At 57.7% G+C, this 24593-nt stretch carries 17 protein-coding genes, 1 tRNA gene, 1 pseudogene and 1 riboswitch; of the genes and pseudogenes, 6 read left to right on the forward strand and 13 right to left on the reverse strand.

From position 1 onward, the window contains the following. Positions 1-82 precede the first annotated feature (82 nt). A complete protein-coding gene (locus N8E88_RS30940) occupies positions 83-325 on the forward strand; it encodes a type II toxin-antitoxin system Phd/YefM family antitoxin (RefSeq protein WP_262295699.1) in 243 nt (80 codons plus the stop codon). Next, entirely contained in the window at positions 325-759 is a 435-nt protein-coding gene (locus N8E88_RS30945) for a PIN domain-containing protein (RefSeq protein ID WP_262293865.1), read from the forward strand. The genes N8E88_RS30940 and N8E88_RS30945 overlap by 1 nt, the downstream gene beginning before the upstream one ends. Before the next feature lie 7 nt (positions 760-766). Here the strand turns inward: N8E88_RS30945 and N8E88_RS30950 are convergent, their stop codons facing one another. From N8E88_RS30950 to N8E88_RS30970, 6 genes and pseudogenes are all read right to left on the reverse strand, one after another. After that, entirely contained in the window at positions 767-2383 is a 1617-nt protein-coding gene (locus N8E88_RS30950) for an ABC transporter substrate-binding protein (protein ID WP_262293866.1), read from the reverse strand. Positions 2384-2396: 13 nt separating this feature from the next. Next, on the reverse strand, positions 2397-3524 hold the full coding sequence (gene ppaT, locus N8E88_RS30955) for a pyridoxamine--pyruvate transaminase (RefSeq protein ID WP_262293867.1): 1128 nt from the start codon (positions 3522-3524) through the stop codon (positions 2397-2399). A 210-nt stretch (positions 3525-3734) separates the two neighbouring features. Then, positions 3735-4613, reverse strand: coding sequence for a transglutaminase family protein (locus tag N8E88_RS30960; protein WP_262293868.1), 879 nt, complete (start codon positions 4611-4613; stop codon positions 3735-3737). 14 nt (positions 4614-4627) lie between these two features. Then, on the reverse strand, positions 4628-7024 hold the full coding sequence (locus tag N8E88_RS30965) for a circularly permuted type 2 ATP-grasp protein (RefSeq protein WP_262293869.1): 2397 nt from the start codon (positions 7022-7024) through the stop codon (positions 4628-4630). 210 nt (positions 7025-7234) lie between these two features. Continuing rightward, positions 7235-7390 (reverse strand): addiction module protein, encoded by a 156-nt coding sequence (locus N8E88_RS31930; RefSeq protein ID WP_410010710.1) that lies wholly within the window; start codon positions 7388-7390, stop codon positions 7235-7237. Between the two features lie 5 nt (positions 7391-7395). Next, positions 7396-10735, reverse strand: a pseudogene (locus tag N8E88_RS30970) (DUF2126 domain-containing protein). A gap of 539 nt (positions 10736-11274) precedes the next feature. Beyond that, positions 11275-11489: riboswitch (cobalamin riboswitch) on the forward strand. 273 nt (positions 11490-11762) lie between these two features. Between N8E88_RS30970 and N8E88_RS30975 the strand changes: the two are divergent. The 3 genes from N8E88_RS30975 to N8E88_RS30985 are packed head-to-tail and all read left to right on the forward strand — an operon-like array spanning position 11763 to position 14524. Further along, positions 11763-12563 carry an ABC transporter ATP-binding protein gene (locus N8E88_RS30975; RefSeq protein ID WP_262293870.1) on the forward strand — a complete coding sequence of 267 codons (801 nt, stop codon included), beginning with the start codon at positions 11763-11765 and terminating at the stop codon, positions 12561-12563. After that, positions 12563-13510, forward strand: coding sequence for an ABC transporter substrate-binding protein (locus tag N8E88_RS30980; protein WP_262293871.1), 948 nt, complete (start codon positions 12563-12565; stop codon positions 13508-13510). Before N8E88_RS30975 ends, N8E88_RS30980 begins: the two co-directional genes overlap by 1 nt. Before the next feature lie 39 nt (positions 13511-13549). Further along, positions 13550-14524, forward strand: a complete 975-nt coding sequence (locus N8E88_RS30985; protein ID WP_262295700.1) for a FecCD family ABC transporter permease — start codon at positions 13550-13552, stop codon at positions 14522-14524. Here the strand turns inward: N8E88_RS30985 and cysQ are convergent. The 6 genes from cysQ to N8E88_RS31015 form a co-directional block, all read right to left on the reverse strand. After that, the gene (gene cysQ / locus N8E88_RS30990) at positions 14521-15324 is read right to left on the reverse strand and encodes a 3'(2'),5'-bisphosphate nucleotidase CysQ (protein ID WP_262293872.1); all 804 of its coding nucleotides are present in this window, start codon (positions 15322-15324) and stop codon (positions 14521-14523) included. The two genes, N8E88_RS30985 and cysQ, sit on opposite strands and share 4 nt — an antisense overlap. Positions 15325-15540: 216 nt before the next feature. Then, positions 15541-17490 carry a bifunctional sulfate adenylyltransferase/adenylyl-sulfate kinase NodQ gene (gene cysN, locus N8E88_RS30995; RefSeq protein ID WP_262293873.1) on the reverse strand — a complete coding sequence of 650 codons (1950 nt, stop codon included), beginning with the start codon at positions 17488-17490 and terminating at the stop codon, positions 15541-15543. Then, positions 17490-18395: a sulfate adenylyltransferase subunit CysD gene (gene cysD / locus N8E88_RS31000; RefSeq protein ID WP_262293874.1), complete on the reverse strand. Its 906-nt coding sequence runs from the start codon at positions 18393-18395 to the stop codon at positions 17490-17492. The genes cysN and cysD overlap by 1 nt, the downstream gene beginning before the upstream one ends. Before the next feature lie 581 nt (positions 18396-18976). Further along, complete coding sequence (locus N8E88_RS31005) at positions 18977-19435, reverse strand: RbsD/FucU family protein (RefSeq protein ID WP_262293875.1); 459 nt, start codon at positions 19433-19435, stop codon at positions 18977-18979. Positions 19436-19456: 21 nt separating this feature from the next. Continuing rightward, positions 19457-20386, reverse strand: a complete 930-nt coding sequence (rbsK, locus tag N8E88_RS31010) for a ribokinase (protein ID WP_262293876.1) — start codon at positions 20384-20386, stop codon at positions 19457-19459. 87 nt (positions 20387-20473) lie between these two features. Then, positions 20474-20548 (reverse strand) — tRNA-Gln (locus N8E88_RS31015). Between the two features lie 521 nt (positions 20549-21069). Here N8E88_RS31015 and N8E88_RS31020 point away from each other — a divergent pair. After that, complete coding sequence (locus N8E88_RS31020; RefSeq protein ID WP_262293877.1) at positions 21070-22065, forward strand: MraY family glycosyltransferase; 996 nt, start codon at positions 21070-21072, stop codon at positions 22063-22065. Between the two features lie 142 nt (positions 22066-22207). Here N8E88_RS31020 and N8E88_RS31025 read toward each other — a convergent pair whose 3' ends face one another. Further along, positions 22208-24076: a polysaccharide biosynthesis protein gene (locus tag N8E88_RS31025; RefSeq protein ID WP_262293878.1), complete on the reverse strand. Its 1869-nt coding sequence runs from the start codon at positions 24074-24076 to the stop codon at positions 22208-22210. Positions 24077-24593: the final 517 nt, after the last annotated feature.

The following is a 24593-nucleotide window of genomic DNA, read 5'->3' on the forward strand; positions in this document are numbered from 1 at the left end:
AAGCTTTTGATGTTCCCGCAACTTGTCCCTGTCAACAAAAATATATATAATGACTACCTATAGTTATATGAAGGGTATTGCCATGAAAGAAATCCAGCTGAAAGATGCAAAGGCGACCTTGTCAGCCGTCGTCGATCAGGCAGTTGCCGGAGAGCCATCGGTGATCACGCGCCACGGACGAAAGGAAGCTGTTGTGGTTGCGTTCGATGAGTGGCAAAGAATTTCCCAGGTGCCCAGTTTCGCAGACCTACTGTTGGCCTTTCCGGGCGAACCGAGTGACATTCCCGAACGCAACAAGGTACCCGGGCGGAACGTCGATCTGTGATGTTTCTCGTCGACACGAACATCATTTCTGCCGACGCCCTGACTAAACGCATGGCCGAGCCGAGGTTCATTGCGTGGATGCAGCATATGGATGCGCGGCTTTACACATCGGCCGTGACTATCGCCGAAATCGAACGTGGTATTGCCCGCCTCGATCGAATCGAGGCCACAGCCAAAGCAGACAGGCTGCGCATATGGCTATTCGCAGTCGAGCGGCTCTATGCCGGTCGGATTTTGTCATTTGATGTTGACGCTGCGCGACACGCCGGGAAGATAATGGACCGCTCCAGAGGTCATGCGGTGGGCTTTGCCGACATCGCGATCGCATCCATCGCTGCGGCCAACAACATGACGGTACTGACAGCGAATACAAAAGATTTCGGCCCACTCGGTGTCCGATTTCTCAATCCGTTTATGGATGATCTACCCGTCTGAGAACGGACTACCCCTTCAACCACACATCCGACCAGTTCGAAACAGCCCAACGCGGATTGTTCGATACGTTCTGCACGCTGTCACGCGCCACGGTGATGAAGGAAAACTCGGCGACATTGATCAGCGGCAGATCGTCCATGACCTTCTTCTGCAACTCTTTGTACAGCCCGACGCGCTTTTCGGCATCGATCTCGGAGGCGGCATCCTTGACGAGCTTGTCGACCTCCGCGTTTGCATAACCATACTGGTTGGAGAAAGGCACACCCGCTGGCAGGCCGCTTTCGAACAGGATCGTCGTCGAGATCGCCGGATCGGAGCGATAGACCGGCGTCGCGACGGTGATGTCGAAATCATGATCCGTGTAGACCGCCTTCAGATGCGCAGGGGTGTCGTTGCTGACGATCTGCGCATCGATGCCGATCTTGGCCAACGCTTGGCGAAGATAATCGCCGAACTGCTTGGTTTCATTGAAGAAAGGTGCCGGCAATAGCTTCAGCTTGAAGCGATTGCCGTCCGCACCCCGCTTGTACCCCGCCTCATCCAGCAATGCCCCGGCTTTCGCATGGTCAAAAGCATACTTCGTCACATCGGGTTCGAAAAATGTCCTGTCATAGGCAGGCACCGGCCCCGTCGAGGACTTCGCATAGCCCAGGAAGATCGTCTTGACGACAAAATCATGATCGATCGCATGCGCCAGTGCCTGACGCACCTTGACGTCGGCGAGTTCCTTGCGGCGATGGTTGATCTCGACAATCAACTGATAGGTAAGTCCTTCGTAACCGTTGGAATAGACCTTCAGCCCCGGCACCTTGGAGATGCGCTCAAGATCGGCGAGCGGTACGGCGGAAAATGCAGCAAGTTGGAGCTCCTCGGCTTCGAGCGCATTGCCTGCCGCCGCGCGATCTGGCAGGAACTGATAGACAATCTCGTCGAGCAGTGGCTCGTCTTGTCCCCAATAGGCGTCGTTGCGCTTGAGCAGGTAATATTCGCCAGGCTTGTATTCGCCGAACTTGAATGGCCCGGTACCGACCAGTTTTTGATTGGCCGGGTTCTTGGCAATATCCGTGCCCTCATAAAGGTGCTTCGGCACGACTGAGGTGACCACTGGCAGGGCGTTGCGGATGAGCTGGAATGGCGTTGGCTGGGAAAACTTGAAGACAGCGGTGTGATCGTCGGGCGTTTCGACGCTTTCAAGGTTCTTGAACACCACGCGCCCCAGATTCTGCAGCTTCTTCCAGACCTCCAGCGCCGAAAACGCCACATCCGCTGAGGTAAATGGCTTGCCGTCGTGCCAGGTAACCCCCTCGCGCAGCTTGAAGGTCGCGGTCCGTCCGTCGGCCGATCCCTCCCACGACATTGCCAATCGTGGATCGAGGCCATCCTTTCCATCATACGATTGTTCGGCCAGCGGTTCGATGACCTTGCTGGCGACAAAGAACACACCATTTGACGCGACGATGGCGGGATTGAGGTTTGCCGGTTCGCTATCCCCGGCAACAACGAGACGCCCGCCTTTGACAGGTGTAGCAGTCTGCGCGCGCACCCATTCGGGCAAAATCGCCATTGCTCCGGTGCTCGCGGTCGTTACGAGAAAACTGCGCCTGTTCAACAGGATACGGGACATTGTTGCAATCCTCTCAATGAGCAAAAAATGGTTCGGATAGAATCCCGCTCAACGCGGCAATGAATTGTCGGGCGAAGTCCGGCTGTGCCGAAGCGCCCATATGGCCAACACGGAGCACCTTGCCCGCTGTTTCCCCGCGCCCGAGCGAGACAAGAATGCCATGGTCGTGCAACAAGCGATCGCGCAGCGCCACATCGCTGATGTTTTCCGGCACCTTGAAAACGGTCGCCGTCGGCGAACAGAAAGCTTCTTCCTTTGGCCACAAGGACAGCTCGAGTTCGAACAGGCCCTTTCGCGTGATCGCCGCGGTCAGCGCATGGCGGGCCCACACGTTTGCCGGGCCCTCCTCCACATGACGGTCGAGCGCGGCGTTCAGCGCATAAATCTCGCCAATGGAAGGCGTAACCGGAAAAGGCTTTCCGGGTTCCGATGCATCCTTCCAGGCAAGGAGGCTCAGAAATGATCCTACCGGCGCATCCGGATTGGTTTCGATCTTCGGCCAGGCGCGTTCGCTCAACGCAATCAGGCTCAAGCCTGGCGTACTGCCAAGACACTTCGATGGAGACGTGATGAAGATATCAGCATGCACTTCCTGCGAGTGCACGTTCATGCCGCCGAAGGACGACACGGCATCGACAATGAGGTAGGCGCCATGTTCGGCGACCACCGCCCCGATTTCGTGCAAAGGATTGAGCGTGCCGGACGGCGTATCGTGGTGGCATAGCGCCACAACCGAAATATCGGGGCGCTTTTTCAATGCCTCGCGAATCGCCTGCGGATCGATGACATCATCATAGGGTACAGCAAGCTCGATGACTTCTTTGCCATAGCGTGATGCCCAGATGGCAAAGCCTTTGCCATAGACACCGGAAACAAGATTGAGGACGACATCGTTTTTTGAAATCAATGCGCCTGCCGCCGCCTCGATACCAAGAATAGCCTCACCCTGCATGATCACCGGAGCAATATCGCAGCGAAACGCCTGACGCAGCTTTTCGGTGACGTCCGCATAGAAGATTTGAAATGCCGGGTGATAGTCATAGAGCACCGGCGATCCCAGCGCCGCAAGCACTTCAGGATAGGCAGGAACGGGACCAGTGGTGAGCATCAGGGGCGGAATGGGAAGCATGGTGCAGACCATATTCTCGGGATTTCCAGAAACCAAGAAAAACCGTTTCAATCATCCCATCTGGCCAGCAAATTCATTGTGCGTGGTTCGACAAGCTCACCATGAGGGATGCTGCGTATGGCAGGGAGATCTACACTGCAACGTCACCGATTGGCTTGCAAACTAGCCGACCTCCCTCATGGTGAGCTTGTCGAACCACGCACAGCAGCATTGCGCCCAATTTCACTCCAGCGGGATTACATCGACAGACTGCTTGCCTTTTTGCGAACCGCTTGTCTTGAGCACGCCCACAATGGGTGACACATCGGAGTAGTCGCGGCCATAGCCAATGGTGATGTGATCGTTCCCGGCAACCATATTGTTGGTCGGATCCAACTCCTGCCATCCGGCTTCCCGTCCGCACCATGCGCGCACCCAGGCGTGCATTGCGTCAGCGCCCTCCAGCCGCTCCTTGCCCGGCCGCGGGATGGTGCGCAGAAAACCGCTGACGTAACCGGCCGGAATGCCAAGTCCGCGCAGCCCTGCAATCATCACGTGGCTGAAATCCTGGCACACACCCGCCTTCAGATCGAATGCTTGGCGCGCGGTCGTGCGCACGTCCGTCGCATCACCGTCATAGGCGAAGTCCGCATGGATGCGCTTGTTGAGATCATTGACCACTTCCATCACCGTCCGCGCATCGACAAGGCTCTGCGCGGCATAGGCCGTGATATCCGGGTCGATCGCTGCATGAACGCTCGTGGCCAGGAAATGGTGCGGCGCATCGGCGGCAATCGACCAGACGCTGCGTATCTCCTTCCGTAGCCGGGCAAGATCAGGCGAAACGTCGAGCATGTTCTGTGGCCGGGTAACATTGACTCGGGCAGCCATGGTCACATCCAGCGTCTCGTGCGGATTGCGATAGACGATCGAGGTCACACTGTTGGAGAAAAAGTCCGTGAATTCAGATCGTTCCGCCGAAACCGGATCGAACGAAAGGCTGGAGGCGACAATGCGTTGAACGCCGGGCATCGCCTGCGGCATGACCCGGATGTGATGCCGCCCACCTGCGGCAGACCGTTCGTAATCATAGTGAAGATGAAGACGGATATTGTAGAGCATACTGGGCCGGGCCTTCAGGCGAAATAGGTGTCGGAAATCATATTGGAGAGATTGCCCAGTTCGAATGCTATCGTCTCGAGCTTCTCGGGCGTGAGTTCGCTTGCCTCCATAATTGCGAGCTCGGTATGCAGACGCAGCACTTCCTTGGAAAATAGAGGCATGTGGGTGTCCGCATCACGCGCCGGCAGCAGACCAAACTCCGTCTTCAGCGCGTCAAGCTGGAAGATGATCGAGCGCGGATTGAGCGGGTCGAGCGCCAGAAGGTCGAGCACACTGAGACGGCCAGAATAGACGCTGTACTGGCGCCGATGGGTCATGACGCTGTCGCCGATCTCGAGCAGCATTTCCAGCGCCCCCTCGGCCGCATCATGGTGCGACAAGGTTGCGAGAAGGCGGGCCATCTGGATGCCACGCTCCACCCGGCGGCCGATTTCGAGGAAGCGCCAGCCGGTGAAACGATACATGTTTTCATGCACAAGGCCGGAGAACCCTGCAAGCTTGCGCAGGATGATGGTCATGGCACGCGTGGCGTCATCGCCTGGCGAAACCGCATCGGAGAAGCGGTGGATCGTCTTCGAAAGATCGCGCAGTGCCAGCCAGCCGTCGGGTGAGAACCGGTCGCGGACGCGGCCTGCACTCAGCATGGCGCCGTCAATGGAACGCTGCAGTCCCTTTGGAATTGCCGTATCGAGATTGACGCCCAGCGGCTTCAGATAGGCGCGCATTTCGACTAGCAGTGGAATTTCCATGTTCGCCGCTTCGGCATAGCGGGCATGGCAGGCGCGGAGAATTCGGGCTGTTCCTTCAGCGCGTTCGATGTAGCGCCCCATCCACATCAAATTTTCGGCGGCGCGGCTTGGCAACGTGCCCGGTACGTTACGCCGGAAGGTGTCATCCTCTCGTGGCAGCAATGCATCCTTGGGTACGGGACCACTGCTGGTAATCCAGACATCGGCGGCCTGCCCACCCCGTTGCATGGCAATTGCCGCGGTGTCCATCGTGCGTCCAACCCGGGCAAAGCCGCCGGGCATGAAGCTCCAGCCGTCCTTGTGGCGTGCCGCAAAAACACGCAGCACGAATGGCCGCGGTTCCAGCTTGCCATTGACATAGACCGGCGTGGTCGAAAGCGTGACTTTTTCCTGGCCGACCAGTCCGCGCCCGTCTTTCTCCAGCCGGGCGAGAAGCGCTGCCCTCGCATCGGTATCGAGCGAGGAGCCAAGCACGGTCGTGTCCACGTCCTCGAAGGGCAGCCGCGTCGACAGCGCCGGACCGATCATCATCTGGTCGATCCGGTCCATGACATGCTTGCGCTCCTTTTCCTGCCCGCACCACCAGGTGGCGATGCTTGGCAGCGCGAGATCGCGATTATGCAGCGCCTTGGAAATTGCCGGCAGAAACGCCAGAAGAGCACGCGTTTCGAGTATCCCGGAGCCGAGCGCGTTGACCAGCGAGACCGATTGCTGACGGAGTGCGCCGACAATGCCGGGCGTGCCGATCCACGAGTCGGTTTTAAGCTCGAGCGGGTCCATATATGCGGCATCCATCCGCCGCCATAGAACGTCGATAGGCTTGAGACCGGAGACAGTGCGCACCATCACCCTGCCCTTGCTGACCGTCAGGTCATCGCCTTCCAGAAGCATGAAGCCGAGATACCGGGCAATATAGGCATGTTCGAAATAGGTCTCGTTGTTGGGACCAGGTGTCAGGATAGCGGCACGTCCCTGTGGATCGGTAACGAGGCTCTGCAGCGAATCTCGGAAATCCTTGAAGAACCCCGCCAGACGATGCACGTTCATCGCACCGGAAATATCCGAAAGAGCGCGTGTCGTCGCCACCCTGTTTTCCAGCGCGAAACCGGCACCGGAAGCCGCCTGCGTGCGATCACCTAGCACCCACCACCGGCCATCAGGCGCACGCCCAAGTTCGAATGCGCAGAAATGCAGGAAATGGCCGCTCGCCGGCTTTACGCCTGCCAGTGGATGCAGGAATTCCGGATTGGAGGCAATCAGATCAGGCGGCAATATTCCATCGCGGATCAGTTTTGTCTCGCCATAAATATCTGAGACGATCTCCTCCAGGAGGTCTGCGCGCTGCGTGAGACCGGCAGTGATCGACTGCCAGTCGGCCTCGTTGATCAGGATCGGAATATGCGCCAGCGGCCACTCGCGTTCCTGCGTACCATTCTCGTCATAGACGCGGTAAAATACACCGGCATCGAGCAAGTACTGGTTGGCGCGGGCAAAACGTGTCGCGAGTTTTTCAGAACCGATCTGGTCGAGGGTATGGAGCAGCGTTTCCCAGCCCGGGCGCACCGCGCCCGATGGATCGATCATCTCGTCTGCTACATCAGGCAGGGGCTTATAGCTTGCAAGCAGGCCGGGAAGCGACTTGGCTTTATTCACTTGTGACATTGTCGCTCTATATTGTGTCTCATGCAGGCTGCATACCTATTGTGCGTGGTTCGACAAGCTCACCATGAGGGAGGTTGGTAGATTGCAGAGAGCCAAAATCTGCAACGTTAACGATTATCGTTGCAGCCCATCCACCTCCCTCATGGTGAGCTTGTCGAACCACGCACAATGATAATGCAGATCGAATTAAGTGCATCCGCTATTCGGCTTTCATGTCGCTGTGGCGCACCTTACTCCGCACAAAACCTCTTCGACCGGAATTCCCACTGCCGGATTCTTTTCGATTTCCGCCAACCTTCTGGAGATTTCCCGGAGCCAATTCTCCTCGATCGTCTCAAAACTCTGGCTATCGTCGCACACCTGCATTCCTCTCAATTTTGCCTCGGCCTTCGCAGATCAAGCGTCATTGGAAACTCCGCTGCGGGCTGTTCCCTTCTGAGCTCATATGCTCCGGCCGTGTGCCCGCGCGGCTCAAACCGGGTAAGCCTGCGTGCTTCCGCCTCGTTTGAATTCACCGGAAACGTATCATAGCTGCGCCCGCCCGGATGTGCGACATGATAGACGCAACCGCCGATGGCACGTCCCGACCATTGATCGTAGAGGTCGAACACCAGCGGCGTATTGACCGGGATCATCGGGTGGAGACCGGATCGCGGCTGCCACGCCTTATAGCGGACACCGGCGACGGCCGTGCCTTGCACGTCGGTCATTTTCAGCGGCACTTCGCGCCCATTGCAGGCGACGCTGTGGCGGGCAGGATTGAAGCCTTCGACTTTGACTTGAAGCCGCTCGACCGAGCTATCGACGAAACGCACCGTACCGCCAATCGCACCCTGCTCCCCCATCACATGCCACGGTTCCAGCGCCTGGCGCAGTTCAAGCTTGACGCCCTCATTCTCGATTTCGCCGCAGAACGGAAAGCGGAACTCGAGTTGCGCCTCGAACCATTCCGGGCGGAAATCAAAGCCGTTCTGCCGCAGATCGGCCAAAACATCCAGAAAGTCCTGCCAGACGAAGGCCGGCAGCATGAAACGGTCATGCAGCGTGGTGCCCCAGCGCACAAAACTCCCCTCGATCGGCGTGTTCCAAGAACCGCGCGATCAATGCTCGCACCAGCAATTGCTGCGCGAGGCTCATACGGGCATTGGGCGGCATCTCAAATCCGCGAAACTCGACCAAACCCAGCCTTCCGGTCGGACCATCCGGAGAAAACAGCTTGTCTATGCATATTTCCGAGCGATGTGTATTACCCGTCACATCGACCAGCAGATTGCGGAACAGGCGGTCGACGAGCCAAGGCAGCGGCGGCGTCCCCTTGCCGGGTAACGGTACCTGCGCCATGGCAATCTCGAGTTCGTAAAGACTGTCATGGCGCGCTTCATCGAATCGCGGCGCCTGGCTGGTCGGCCCGATGAACATCCCCGAGAACAGATAGGACAGTGAAGGATGACGCTGCCAGTGCAAGACCAGGCTCTTCAACAGATCAGGCCGGCGCAGGAAGGGACTGTTGTTCGGCGTTTCGCCGCCGACCACGACGTGATTGCCGCCGCCGGTACCGGTATGGCGACCGTCGATCATGAATTTGTCGGCGCCAAGCCGCGTCTGCCGCGCCTCTTCATAAATCGCGGTCGTTATGTCGACGCATTCGGGCCAGTTCGACGCCGGATGAATATTCACCTCGATCACACCGGGATCGGGCGCAACGCGAATGACATTGATGCGAGGATCCTGCGGCGGCCCGTAACCTTCGATGTGGACCGGCACCCCCAACCTTGCCGCCGCAGCTTCCGCCGCGCCAACAAGTTCGAGATAGTCTTCCAGCGCCTCAACCGGCGGCATGAAAACGCTCAATCGGCCATTGCGCGGTTCAACCGAAATGGCCGTGCGAACGGCGCCGCCGATTTCACCGAGTTCCTGTTCGACACGCTCCTGTTGGGTGCCCTCGGCCGCAGTGAACGAGGCCACGGTCTGCGGCGCATCTCGGGGAACGGCTCCAGGCTGAGCAACCGAATCCGGCAGAGGGCCGCGCTCGACGGATGGGTCTACGGGCACGATAAACGGATATTCAGATGGGGGAACATGCGGCAACGAACCGAGCGGCAGGCGATAGCCAACAGGCGAATCTCCTGGCACCAGAAAAAGCTTGCCACGGCGCGTTGTCCACTTCTCACTACGCCAGCGCGGGCCAGCAGCGGCCTGGCTGTTCCAGCGCTGCACGGGAAGCACAAAGCCTGTCGGTTCCGTCAAACCGCGCTCGAAGACGCGGGCCATGCGACTGCGCTCTTCGGGGTCCTTGAGCTTCGAATTCGAAGGATCGACATTGGCAGGCAGATTGCCTTCCTTGACGATCCATTCGGCCGGATCCTCATAGGCAGGCGTGACCATCTCGTTCTCGACGCCGAGCGCCTCGGCCATGCCGGTCAGAAGCTTGCCCGCATCGTCCGGTTTGATCTTTGCCACGCTGTTCTCGGCCGCAATCAAATCCGGATTAACCCAGATCGGCTTGCCGTCCTTGCGCCAGTAGAGGGAGAACGTCCAGCGTGGAAGGCTTTCGCCGGGATACCACTTTCCCTGCCCGTAATGCAGGAACCCGCCCGGAGCAAAACGCTCGCGCAGGCGGCGGATGAGCTTGTCGGCCTTTTCGCGTTTGGTCGGGCCGACAGCATCGGTATTCCACTCGCCGGATTCGAAATCGTCGATCGATACGAATGTCGGCTCGCCGCCCATGGTCAGGCGCACGTCGCGCTCTTTGAGGAACGCGTCGACCTTTTCACCGAGTGCGTCCAGCGCTGTCCAGGATTCGTCGGAGAATGGCTTGGTGATGCGCGGGTGTTCGGAGACGCGTGTGACACGCATATCGAAGCCGAATTCGACATTCGCCGGTTCCGCCATGCCGGAGATCGGCGCCGCATTGCGGTAGTGCGGTGTGGCAGCGAGCGGCACGTGGCTTTCGCCCGTCAACAGACCGGATGTCGGATCAAGGCCGATCCAGCCTGCGCCCGGCAGATAGACCTCGCACCAGGCATGGAGATCGGTGAAATCCTCGCTCGTGCCGGCGGGCCCATCCAGCGAAACAAGATCGGGCTTCAATTGGATCAGGTAACCGGAAACAAACCGCGCCGCCAGACCAAGATGGCGTAACGCCTGCACCAGAAGCCAGCTCGAATCACGGCAGGAACCGATGCGAACGTCCAGCGTCACTTCCGGCTCCTGCACACCGGTTTCCATACGGATAACGTAGCCAATTTCGCGCTGGATACGCGCATTGAGGTCCACGACGAAATTCACCGTGTTTGTCGGAGTGCGATCGACAGTCGCGAGAAAATTCGAGAGCAGCGGTCCGATCGGGTCGGGCTTCAGATAGATCGACAAATCGTCCTTTATGTCGTCGGGATAAGCGAAGGGCCAGGTCTCGGCGACGGGTTCGACAAAAAAGTCGAATGGATTGTAGACTGTCATGTCGGCGATGAGGTCGACTTCGATCTTGAGTTCCGTCACCGGCTCCGGGAAAACGAAGCGTGCCAGGAAATTACCATAGGGGTCCTGCTGCAGATTGACGAAATGATTGGCCGGGCTGACCTTCAGCGAATGGCTCAGAACTTTCGTCCGGGAATGAGGCGCAGGTTGCAGGCGGATCACTTGCGGCCCGAGCATGATCGGGCGGTCATATTTGTAGTGGGTCAGATGATAGACTGCTGCGTGAATTGCCATGTCGCCTCAAATTTTTTTCTGAAATGCTTGTCCCCGAAGACCGTAGCCTACTCCACACGTTTGTTAAATGTCCCTGCCAATTATTTTAGCACATCGGACCGTTGCCGCATAAACGGGCTTGGCAATACAACTTGGAACGCCGCCATCACCTGACGAATGCAACCCTGCATTCGTTGCCGCCAGGGCCGATCACAGTCACCTTCGTCGCGTTTTGTGAGTGAAGCAGAAAAACACCGAGCCAGCCGGTGTATCGGGGAAGATTGGCCTCTCCGACCTAGGGCAAGGGCCTTGCTCGCAAGACAGGAGGTGACGCTATGTGGTTTCTGCCACTGCGCATCACCCTGGAATTGAAAAAGACCCGGAGCAGCTGGACACTGACTCTCCGGATCCGTTTTTTAACAACCAGGAAAACGGAAGGCGGGCGAAAGCCTGCCCTCCACTCCCTAGCGGAACATAGCATTTCTCTCCATTTTTCCAAGCGGTATCCGCACTTGATTGGTCTGTGGTCTATTAAAGGATTGCTTTGGGTGCTTTTTCCACTAATGATCGTCACCGATGGTTTCTCCGGCAAGACAACGCTGGAGATGAAAAGGGAACACGGTGAGGCGTACCCAAAAGGGACCGAGACCGTGGCTGCCCCCGCAACTGTAAGCGGTGAGCAACGCCTGACTACGCCACTGATCGCAAGATCGGGAAGGCAAGGCGAAGCTGAGACCCGCGAGCCAGGAGACCTGCCATCAGTACTGAAATTCGAACCGGACGGGGTGTGCCGGGAGCGATGCGATGTTTCCCGCCGCAACGGTCCCCTTCGCGGGTCTGTGCCCTGATGGCGGTGCTACATTGTCCGTTCCCTGATCCTGTCCCCTAACAGATGGACGGGAATGAACACCCCAAAGACTCCCTCTCGCGTCAGGCCATTTTTTGCGCTCAACATATCGCAACTCTTTACATACGTTATAACGTTACGTAATGGAGATGCTGCGCGCTGCGACTTTTGCCGCGTTTCAACATCCGGAGAACTCCGCTTATGAGCCATATCGTGCTCAACGCCGACATTGTGACTTATCGCATCGCCGGCGAAACCCTGGTCGACAAGGCATCCTTGACGATCGAATGCGGCGCACGCCTGGCGATCATCGGACCGAACGGTGCCGGCAAGTCGACCCTGTTGCGCATGCTCGCAGGTCTTCTCCAACCGGCTTCCGGCGATATCACACTCAATGACAAAAGCGTTGGCCATTTGACGCCGCTTGAGCGTGCCCGGCAGTTTGCCTTTGTCGGCCAGACCGACACCCCGGAGCTCCAGCTTTCCGTCGAAGACTATGTCTTTCTCGGCCGTATTCCACATATTGGCGCCTTTACCAAGGTACGGGAACGCGAGATCGTCGCCGAAGCATTGCATCGCGCGAAGATTGCGCATTTCTCGCGACGCGCCATCGGATCGCTGTCGGGCGGCGAGCGTCAGCGCGTACAGTTGGCGCGGGCCATTGCCCAACAACCGGCTGTGTTATTTCTTGATGAACCAACCAACCATCTCGACCCCAGGGCGCGCAGCGAGTTGCTGTCACTGGTCGCCGGACTGGACGTTACAACGATCGCAGTCCTGCACGACCTGCCGTTGGTCGCGCCCTTTGCCACGCATGTCGCAGTCATGCACAACGGCCGGGTAATGGCCACCGGCACCCCCGATGAAACGCTGACGCCGCGGATTATCGGTGATGTATTCGACCTCGACGTGCTTCGCTTGCGCCATCCATCGCAGAACCGCGACCTCATGGTGTTCGAGACGCTAAAGCCAACAGTCCATCCCCACGCACGGAGCATTTGATGAAAAAGACAACTCTTGCCTTCGCACTGACCGTACTGTCGACGCCCACGTTCGCATTCCCCGTAACTGTAGACAATTGCGGCAAGCCGCTGACTTTCGATGCCGCGCCAAAACGAGCCGTGATCCAGGATCTCAATATGAGCGAGATGGCCTTCGCACTCGACCTGCAATCGTCGATGGTCGGTGTGACCGGCGTCACTGGCTGGTACAAGGTGGATGACACCTTCAAGAAGCAGCTTGGTCAAATCCCGGAACTCGCCTCCAAGGAACCGACCGTAGAAAACCTCGTCGCCGCCAACCCCGATTTCTTCTTTGCCGGCTGGTACTATGGGATGAAACCCGGCGGTGACGTGACGCCGGATACGCTTGCGCCCTACGGTATCAAGACTCTCGTCTTGACCGAGAGCTGCGTGCACCTTGACAAGAATCGCCCCGCCGCCTCGATGGATCTGCTCTATGGCGACATAACGAAACTCGGCAAGATTTTCGGCAAGGAACAGCAGTCCGAGGCACTGGTTTCCGGCTGGAAGACACAGCTCGCGGAGATCAAAAAGAGAATCAACAGCAGCGGCGAAACCCGTGTTTTTCTTTATGATTCCGGCGAGGACAAGCCCTTCACCGCAGGCAAGTTCGCAATGCCGACGGCACTCATCAGCGAGGCCGGCGGTACCAACATCATGTCCGACATGGAGACGAGTTGGGGCACGACATCATGGGAAACCGTCGCGGCACGCAACCCGCAATTCCTCATCCTGCTCGATTATCAGGATGGTGCAGGCTATCAAAAGCTGCTCGACTTTCTCAAAGCGCATCCGGCCATGAAAGAAACCGATGCGGTGAAAAACGAGCGGTTCGTGGCCCTGCGATATGCGGAACTCACGCCCGGTCCGGCCAATATCGAGGCGATCGGCAAGATCGCCAAAGCCATGCATCCGGAAGCTTTTTGAGTGTTAGCCCGACAACGCATTGCGTTCGTGGCGGGGGTGATGCTGGTCATTGCCCTCGCCCTGCTATCCATCGCCTATGGCTCGACTGTCATACCCTTGGGTGATGTGCTGAATGCCTTCACCCATGCGGCTGGTCTCAGCGATCTGAAGACAACGATACCAATCGAACGCATTGTCGTTGATCTGCGCTTGCCACGCGTCATACTGGCCATCTGCGTCGGCGCCGGGCTCGGCATTGTCGGCGCGATGTTGCAGACGGTAACGCGCAACGATCTCGCCGATCCATTCCTGTTCGGGCTATCATCCGGTGCCGCAGCCGGTGCGGTTTCGGTAATCAGCATTTTCGGCGACCGTTTCGGTATCTGGACACTGCCGATCGCTGCCTTCAGCGGCGGTATGCTCGCTGCGATCATCGTGCTGCTGCTGGTGCGCCGCGTACAGGGTCAGGGACCGGAACGCATGATCCTTGCGGGCCTTGCCGTCTCGTTTCTGTTTGCCGCGCTCACCAATTACATGGTCTTTTCCGGTGATCAGCGCGCCGCCCATTCCGTCCTGTTCTGGACGCTTGGAGGGCTCGGCCTCGCCCGCTGGGAAAACCTGCCGCTGGCGTTGCTAGGTCTCGCCGCAATCCTCATCCACGCGCTCTATAACCACCGCAACCTCGATGCGTTTCTCGCCGGCGAGAATACGGCGGAAAGCTTGGGCGTCCGGGTCAACCGCACACGCAACACAGTCTTCATCGTCTGCGCATTTTCAACAGCGATCTTCGTTTCCGTCGCAGGCGTCATCGGTTTTGTCGGCCTGATGATTCCACATATCGCCCGGCGTTTTGCCGGACAGCTTCATGCGGGCCTGATCCTCACCTGCGCACTGCTCGGTGCAATGCTGATTCTCCTCAGCGACCTTGCCGCACGCCTTCTGCTCGCGCCGCAGGAACTGCCGATCGGCATCGTGACGAGTTCCGTCGGGGCGTTTTTCGTGGTGACGCTGCTGTTACGCAAGCGGTCGGGCTAAAGCCTTCCGCGTGCCACGAAGCTGGGATTGGCGAAGTCCGCATCATTGGCCTGGTTGCGGCGGCCATAGGTCAGCGGCTTGCCGTCAAGGGTCAGCGTGATGCCGCCCGCGGCGCGTAGAACCGCGTCACCTGCCGCCGTGTCCCATTCCATCGTCCGGCTGAGCCGCGGATAGATGTCCGCTTCGCCGCGTGCCAACAGCCCGAACTTGATCGATGAGCCAACCGAGACGCAATCGGCGATAGCGAAATCCTTCAGGTATTCGTCGGTTTCCGGCGTACGATGCGAGCGGCTGGCGACGGCAATCATTTCCGCAGGCGGAGTCCGGCACGAGATGCTGTTGCGCGTGGTCACGCTTCCCGTGGAATCGACGGTCACTTCCTGCGCACCGTTCGGGCCGCCGGTAAATAGCCACCCGCGTACCGGAGCATAGACGATGCCCAGCACCGGAGCGCCGTTTTCGATCAGGGCGATGTTCACGGTGAAATCACCGTTGCGATTGACGAACTCGCGTGTGCCATCAAGCGGATCAACCAGATAAAAACGGTCGCCGAGATGACCGGGCACATGCCCGCCGGAGATTTCTTCCTCCGCCACAATCGGAATATCGGGCGTTGCCTGGCGCAGCGCCTCCAGGATGATCGCTTCCGCCGCGCGGTCTGCCGCCGTTACCGGCGACTTGTCGTCTTTCAACGCAACTTCGCAGCCTTCTATGTAGATGCGCAGAATCTCGCGTCCGGCAGCAATCGCTGTGGATTCGAAGGTCGTGAGGAGATCGGAGTGGTTGAATTGCGAAAGCATTATCAGGGGATTTCCAGTTATAGCGCTGTTTATCTCCCCCCTTGTGGGGGAGAAAGTGATTTCAGCACCTTGAGCCCTTCGCTCAAGTGCTAGAAATCGCAAGAGAGGGGATTTGCCTCACGACCTACCCCCTCACTTGGATTTTCCAAGGATTTAGCAAAGAGGCTAAATCCAGGAAAATCCTTTCTCTCCCGCAAGGGGCGAGATAGCCAGAGCTTAAATCGACCACGAACTCTGATCGTAGTTAAAAATGATACCATGGTCGACGAGAAGCTTTTCAACCTCTGATGCCAGTTCTTCCGTCGTCCGGCCAACTGTCTTCAAATGCAGTTCCGGATTCTCCGGCGCTTCATAGGGCGAGTCCACGCCAGTGAAATTCTTGATCTCGCCGCGCAGTGCCTTGGCATACAATCCCTTCGGATCGCGCTTCGCACACTCCTCGAAGGGCGTATCGACAAAGACCTCGAGAAATTCACCATTATCCAGCAGTTCGCGCACCATGCGGCGCTCGGAAGCGAACGGCGAAATGAAAGATACCAGCACAATCAATCCGGCGTCAGCCATCAGCTTGGCCACCTCGCCGACACGGCGGATGTTCTCGACGCGGTCTTCTTCGGTAAAGCCAAGATCGCGATTGAGACCATGACGGACATTGTCGCCGTCGAGAATATAGGTGTGCTTGCCGAGTGACGACAGGCGCTTCTCGACCAGATTGGCAATCGTCGATTTGCCGGAGCCCGATAGACCGGTGAACCACACGACTGCGGGTTTCTGGTCCTTCTGCGCAGCGCGCGATGCCTTGTCGACGTCGAGCGCCTGCCAATGCACATTGGAAGCACGGCGTAGCGCAAAGTCGATCATGCCCGCGCCGACGGTCGCATTGGTCAGGCGGTCGATCAGGATGAACGACCCTGTTGAGCGGTTCGACTTGTAGGCATCGAAGGCGATTGGCTCCTGCGTCGAGATATTGACGACGCCAACTTCATTCAGATCAAGCGATTTGGCCGCTTCCTGCGCGAAACTGTTGATATCGATTCGATATTTGAGATCGGTGATCGTCGCAGTGACCTGATCGGTTTCCGTCCGCAGGATATAGGATCGCCCCGGGATCAGCGCATGTTCCGCGAACCACACGACGTTGGCGGCGAACTGGTCCGCGACGTCGGGCCGCGCGTCAGGCGCGACCAGCATATTGCCGCGCGAAACCTCGATCTCGTCATCGAGAACGATCGTGACCGCTTCGCCCTCGCCGGCAGACTTGAGGTCGCCGTCCCAAGTGACGATCCGCTTGACCCGCGAAGACTTGCCGGATTTGGCCACGACGACTTCGTCGCCTGGCGCAACGCTGCCCGAGGCAATGGTGCCGGAAAAACCACGGAAGTCGAGGTTGGGCCGGTTGACGAACTGAACCGGAAAGCGGAACGGGCGTGCTTCGTCCGCGCTTTCCAACGGCACGTTTTCCAGATGCTGCAAGAGCGCCGGTCCCTTGTACCAGGGCAGGTTGGCCGATGGGCCGATGACATTGTCGCCAAAGCGCGCCGAAAGCGGGATGGCCTGTATTGTATTGAATCCGAGTTTGCTCGCAAACTCCTGATAATCCGCAACAATCTTGTCGAAAATATCCTGCGAATAGTCCACGAGATCGATCTTGTTGACAGCAAGAATAATGTTGCGAATGCCAAGCAGAGACGCGATGAAACTGTGACGCCGCGTCTGGCGAAGGATGCCCTGCCGCGCATCGACCAGCACGATTGCAAGGTCCGCAGTCGAAGCGCCGGTCGCCATGTTGCGCGTATATTGTTCATGGCCAGGCGTATCGGCGACGATGAACTTGCGCTTCGGCGTCGAGAAGAAGCGATAGGCGACGTCGATGGTGATGCCCTGCTCGCGCTCGGCTTCCAGCCCGTCGACCAAGAGAGCGAAGTCGATATCTTCGCCGTTGGTGCCGTGCTTGCGGCTATCTTTGGTCAGCGCTGCCAGCTGGTCCTCGAAGATGAGCTTGGTGTCGTAAAGCAGACGTCCGATGAGCGTGGATTTACCGTCATCGACGGAGCCGCAAGTGAGGAACCGCAGCAGCGATTTCTTCTCCTGTTCGGCCATATAGGCGTTGATTTCCTCGGCGGCTGAAGCTGCAGGCGAAACTTCTATCTGAGCGAGCTTGGTCATCAGAAATAGCCCTCGCGCTTCTTCTTCTCCATCGAGCCCGCCTCGTCCTTGTCAATCATACGTCCCTGCCGCTCGGAGGTGCGCGAGACGAGCATTTCGCTGACGATTTCCGGCAGCGTTGCCGCATCGGACTCAACAGCCCCCGTCAAAGGATAGCAGCCAAGCGTGCGGAACCGCACCATTTTCTGCTGCAGCACTTCGCCGGGAAGTAGTTGCATCCGTTCATCATCGCGCATGATCAGCATGCCGTCACGCTCGACGACCGGACGCCTCGCGGCAAAGTACAGCGGAACGATCGGAATTTCCTCCTGCATGATATACTGCCAGATATCGAGTTCGGTCCAGTTGGAGATCGGAAACACGCGGATGGATTCACCCTTGGCGACGCGGGTATTGTAGATCTTCCACATTTCCGGCCGCTGGTTCTTCGGGTCCCAGGAATGCTGCGCGTTGCGGAACGAGAAAATCCGCTCCTTGGCACGGGACTTTTCCTCGTCACGGCGGGCACCACCAAAGGCCGCATCGAACCCGTATTTGTCGAGTGCCTGTCGTAGTGCGACGGTTTTCATGATGTGGGTATGCGTGTTGGAGCCATGCGTGAAGGGACCAATGCCCTGCTCGATGCCTTCCTGATTGCTGTGAACGAGAAGATCGAAGCCAAGTCGCTGAGCTTCTGAATCACGAAATGCGATCATCTCCTTGAATTTCCACGTGCTATCGACGTGGAGGAATGGAAATGGCGGCTTGGCCGGATAGAAGGCTTTCATCGCCAGATGCAGCATGACGGACGAATCCTTGCCGATCGAATAAAGCATCACGGGATTGGAGAACGTCGCCGCGACCTCACGAAAAATATGGATTGCTTCGGCTTCAAGACGCTGGAGATGCGTCAGGTTCTTGGTCATGAAAATTACTATCCACTCTCGCTGCCAGCATCAGGCGCAACGAATATCAACTGAATCACGCGGCGTATCAATATCGCCATTGCTCGCGGCAACATAGTGGAACGGCGGTATTTAAGGAAAGGATGGTTTCACAAGGGATACGAAATCCACGCCAATTTATTGCCGTGAACCACATTTTATCAGAATGCGATTCCATAGCGGGACAACGCCAGAGTCCAGCTTTTTTAAAACATGCAATCCGTGGAAAATTGATCCGGGGTTCGTGCCACCTTGAACAGTTCCCTCGCCGTCGTGCTTGAGCGCCTCCCTCTCCGTCATCCTGGGGCTTGACCCGAGGACCGACGGCAAAGGAGCGGGGACCGATCCATTGACCCGACGAGTTCCACCTGCCGCCAGCGGAGCATGTCTCTCCCATTCATCAGGTACCTAGCTGGAATGCGCTGAGTGATCTGCAACACCAATGCTTCCTTGCCATGGGTCCTCGGGTCAAGCCCGAGGATGACGGAGAGGAAAGCGCTTCCTGCGCCTAGGTGGATCAACCGGACGCACAGGAAACCTCATCGTATGGCCGTCAGGGTGGATTATCGAAGGTCTTCCGGTGGGATCACGCCCTTCGTCAGTATAAAGCACCCATAGAACCGCCGCTCGCCGGTGGCGATGACGCAATAGGCATTCTTGGCATGTTCATAGAAATCCATCCGGCCGATAGAGACCATCGGCCAGTGCTTGCCCTCGGCGGCGTCGATCTCCGCCTGCATTTCTACCTGCACATCAGGGATTTCGTCGGGACTGCCAACGATTTCCATGCGCGCGGCGGCGTCATCGATGAAAGTGTCGAGCGGCATGACCGAGAGAATAGCACGCGCGGCTCGCGGCGCGGTCACTGCATCAATGCGCAACAACCGGCCGAGCCGTGTCTGGCGCGCAATGGAATCCCCCGGAAAATTCGTATCGCATATGACCAACCGGTCGCCGTGGCCCATGGCTCTCAGAGCATAAAGCACATCCGCATTCAGCAATGGATCCAGATTCTTGAGCATGTTTCCTCCCGATATGTCTGATTATTTCGCGCGATTTTGCAGAAATTGATTGAAATCTTCGGCCGTCGCATAGGACTTCTGTGTGCCCTCTCGCGTAATTGAGTCAGCGGCATAGAGCGCCGCTTTCCTGAGCGAGGCCTCGAGCTCCCGGCCCTCCACGTAATAGCGAGCGAAGCTGCCGATGAAAGCATCGCCGGCGCCTGTCGTGTCTTTCGGCTTGACTTTGAGAGGCTCGATCAATGTCGAGGAACTTGCCGTGATCAAGCGCGCACCGCGGGAGCCGAGGGTGACGATGACCGTGCGGATACCCTTGTCGATCAAGGAACGCGCTGCCGTTTCAATCTCGTCGTCTGTCCCGGTCGGCATGCCGGTCAGCAGCGCCAATTCGGTTTCATTGGGAACGACGAAGGTTGCCTTGGTGACCTGTTTCGGATCGAGATCGGGCGCGGCTGGCGCGGGATTGAGGATCGTTTCGATGCCATGCCGGTCGGCAAAGGCAATCGTGTAATACACCGTCTCGAGGGGCACTTCCAATTGCATCAGGATGAGGTCGCAGCGCTTCAGGTCTTCTGCGGCAGCATCGATATCGGCCGGCTTCAGATCATTGTTCGCGCCCTTGATGATAAAGATCGAGTTCTCGCCGCTTTCATCGACAAAGATCGGCGCAACGCCGCTCGATTTGCCCGTAACGGTCCCGACATGCGAGACATCGATACCGTTGCTCTTGAGGTTGTCGATGGTGCTTTGACCGAAAACGTCGTCACCAACCTTGGTGACCATCATCACATCGGCGCCAAGTCTTGCAGCAGCGACCGCCTGATTGGCGCCCTTGCCGCCAAATCCCATCGAAAACGCCGGCGCTTCCAAAGTTTCTCCCGGCGCAGGCATGCGGATGATCGATGTGACGAGATCGGTCATGTTGCTACCAACGACCGCGATGCGACGTGCCATATCTGGTTCCTCTTTGGTCAATAGTCTTTTGCCAATGATCTATAGCAATGATTAGCCGGAAAGAAACAGGTCTTGTCATGAAATGACTGGCTGGGGCGGGAGGGTTCGAACCTCCGAATGGCGGTACCAAAAACCGCTGCCTTACCACTTGGCTACGCCCCAAAATGTCAGCGTCGGTTTGAATAATCCGCGTGACAGCGCGGCCTTATAACCTCTGGTTCCAGCTTGCGCAATGTGAATGATCGGAGAGTTTGTACCTTTCCCGCAATTGTTTCCGCGTTTTTCCATGACCAAAGCCAGGACAGGGCATTGGACCTAAGTCGGGGTTCTGTTCAGAAATGCATATCGCTAGGCTGGAGCACTATTGCGTTTTGATGGCGAAGCAGCAGCACCGTGCCAGCCGGTGCAATCAGGGGGATGGGCCACCCTGGCTGAGGCATACGGCCAATATTGTCAAAACTTGGAGTGAAGCGAATGTGGTATCTGCCGCTGAGCATCACCCTGGAAGTGAAAAAGAATCGGATCAGCTGGTCACTGACAATCCGATTCTCATTTTCACTAACCTAGGAATGGGAGGTGGGTTTCGGCCTGCCTACTATCCAAGCGGGAATATAGCACTTCTCAAGGAATTTCCAAGAGTGCTAAGTGACCGCTCCGAGGTCGTCTAATTACGGGAATCAGCATTGGCCGCCATCATCGCTCCTTTTCTTGCCGCTGCCGTCGCAAGTGCCGTCTTGCTGGCGATCATCATGCGGGCTCTTCCCGCAGGTTTCCTCGGCGCGGCGGTGACCGAACGCTCCAATCACACCCAAGCGGCACGGCAATTGGGCGGCCTCGCCATCGTTCCAGGAATCATCGCCACGCTGTGGATCTTTGGTCCTGCAGCCGGCCTTGACCGGCAGTTTCTCAGCGCAACGAGCCTTGCGGCAGCTCTGCTGTGGGTTGTCGGCTTCCTCGATGACCGCCATCACCTGCCCGAGACAATCCGGCTGGCATCGCAAGTCGCAGCCTCGGCGATTGCAGTCCATGGGCTCGGGGCAGACTTTCGCCTGCTGCCGGAACTCATGCCTTTCCTTGTGGAACGTGGCCTTCTCGTTCTCGCCCTCGTCTATTTCATCAATCTGACCAACTTCATGGACGGCCTCGACCTGATGGTCGTCTCAGGCCTCGGTATTCCTCTCGCTCTCCTTGCCGGGTTTTCGATCTTCGGACTTGCCATGCTCGGGACCGGTAGCCTTGCCGCTTCGATTGCAGGAGGGCTATTAGGCTTCGCCGTCTTCAACCGGCCGAAAGCGAGTGTATTTCTCGGTGATTCCGGCAGCTTGCCCATCGGCTTGCTCAGTGGGCTTGCCTTCTTTCGGCTTGGTCATGATCTGTCGATCTGGGCCGGGCTCGTCCTGCCGCTGTTTTTCATCGCCGATGCAACATCAACGCTGTTCATGCGTCTGGCGGCCGGCGACAACATATTCGCCGCTCACTCCAAACACGCCTATCAGGTGGCGAAGCGCTCCGGCTGGTCGGTCTGGGGCATTGTCATCAGCGTTGGCGTGCTCAATGTCGTACTTGGAGCCTGCGCTGTTGCAGCGGCACAACACGGTCTATTCCGTGCCGCGGGTATTCTCGCGGCGCTGATGGGCGTCGGGTTCGTTTTGCTCCGGTTTCGAGCCAAACCACGTTAGAAGCCTGAACGAAAGTTTCGTCAGGGGCTGGCGAAAATGGTGGTTTTCGAGCACCGAAGCGCAGCGTACATTTAGGTACGTGAGCATCGGAGCGCAGAAAAACTCCATTTGCAGCCCTCCATGGCGAACTTTCGCTCAGGCTTCAGGATCTGGCGTACTCGAACAGGAGCTTGCGCACAGCATCCGCATCCTGCTTTTCGATCAGTTGCCGCAACTCCGTAATCGCTTCGGGCAAATGGTTCACGGAATTGGCGCCGCGCTTGGCGCGCAGGATTTTGGAATGATTGGTCGGCGACACGCCGGTCGGATCGTAGAACAGCTCTTCATGCAGCTTCTCGCCATCGCGTATGCCGACGGTGACGATTTCGATATCACCCTCGGGATGGAGGGTGTCCTTGATCGAAAGACCAGCAAGAAGAATCATGTTTTCCGCAAGATCGCGGATGCGCACGGCCTCGCCCATTTCGAGCAGCAGAATATCCCCGCCCTCGGAAAGCGCGCCCGCCTGGATGATCAGTTCCGCAGCTTCGCGCACCGACATGAAATAGCGGGTCATGTCGTCATGGGTGACCGTCAGCGGACCGCCATGGGCAATTTGCTCGCGAAACAGCGGCACGACCGAACCGCTCGAACCGATCACGTTGCCGAAGCGAACCGAAGCGAATACCTGCCCGCTGCCCTGCCTACTCGCTTCATCGCCATGATAGCGTACGATAAGCTCGGCCCAGCGCTTGGTAGCGCCCATGACATTGGATGGCCGCACGGCTTTGTCGGACGAAATGAGGACGAAATTTCTGACCCCTGCCTCGCGCGACAAAGCGGCAAGCACCTCGGTGCCGACGACATTGTTTCTCGCGCCCTCGACAACATTTTCCTCCACCAGCGGCACATGCTTGTAGGCGGCACAATGATAGACGTTCTCGATCTTGTGCGCTGCAAGCACGGTTCGGATCAACGGCGCATCGGCGATCGAACCGAGCACGGGGATGATCAGGCAATCGCTGACCGCGGCAAGCTCGCGATGGAGTTGATAGATACTGTGCTCATTGACGTCGAAAATTACCAGCTTCGCCGGCGCCAGCTTGACGATCGTGCGGCAAAGCTCCGACCCGATCGATCCGCCAGCTCCGGTCACAAGAATGGCGCGGTCTTCCACGGTCTTGTCGAGCAGTGCCGGATCAGCCGGTACAGGCGAGCGGCCGAGCAGATCGTCGATGTCGATATCGCGCAAATGGCTGATCAGGTATTTTCCTGCGGTCAAATCCGAAATCGCCGGAAGAATTCGGACCTTTACATCCAGAGATTTCAACCTGCCGATCAGACGGCGGCGCTGGATACCGCTCAGGGCGGAGGTCGTCACGATCAACTCGTTGATGCCGAAATTGTCGATCAGCGTTTCGAGCTGCGACGTCGGGTAAACGCGGATGCCAAGAATATCCATGCCATGCAGGCCCTTGTCATCATCGACAAAACCCGCGACGAAGACTTCGTTCTGCGACCTCAAGGCGTTTGCCAATTGGCGGCCGGCATCGCCCGCCCCGAATATGAGACACTGCCGCGCCAGCAGCTTTTCACGTAGAGGGCTCCATAGAAGCCATTTTGCGGCAAAACGGCTGCCGCAGATGAGTCCGATGCTGAGCACCCAATAGAGAAACGGTATGGCGCGAGGCACGCCTTCGGCGCCGGTCATCAGCGTCAGGAAGGCGAGGCAGACCCAGAGAATGACGGAGATCGTTACGGCCTGGATCATCGTCCAGATTGCCTTGTCAGGAAGGTAGCGGATGACAGACCGATACAGCCCGAAACGCACGAACACCGGCAGACCGATAAGCGGCGCAGCGACCATCAACAAGGCTTGCTCGCTGTTCGGGATAAAAAATTCACCAAATCTCAGCAAATAGCTGAGCCAAATAGCGAAAGTCAGCGTCACCATGTCAAAAATGACAAGGAGTATCTGCTTGTAACGACGCGGCATCATCGAGACGCTTTGCCGAAAGATTTCCAATTTCATTAATCCTCAGTGCTCGGAGAATAAAGACCTGCCGGTTCGGTGTGTATCGCACCTGATATAAACGCAAGACCAGTAACATAGGGCGTTATAAATGCAATGCCGGTTTCAACCGTCAACCAGGACGTGCTTGGAAATCAACAGAAACTCGGCTATATTGAGAGCTGGAGTAAGGGGCAGACTTTCGCCCACCCCTCCTTTCCTAGCTGATGAAATGGACCCGGATCACGAGATGCCAACTCGTCCGGGTCTTTTTTCACTTCTAGGGTGATGCTCAGTGGTAGATACCACATATCGCTTTCACCTCCGGTTTCCTGGCGAGGCCCTCGCCTCGGTCGAAGCGGCCTATCCCCTTCGAATGCACCGGCTGGCTCGATGCTGCTGCTTTCGCCTGAAACCTTCAAACCATGGTTGGATTGTTCGCCTGGCGCAACGAATGCAGGGTTGCATCGATCTGCGAAAAACACGTTGCAAGGTTGTTGGAGCTGCTTCCTCGCTGGCGTTTTATCCACCACCTAGC

The organism is Phyllobacterium zundukense (assembly GCF_025452195.1).
Taxonomy (GTDB): domain Bacteria; phylum Pseudomonadota; class Alphaproteobacteria; order Rhizobiales; family Rhizobiaceae; genus Phyllobacterium; species Phyllobacterium zundukense_A.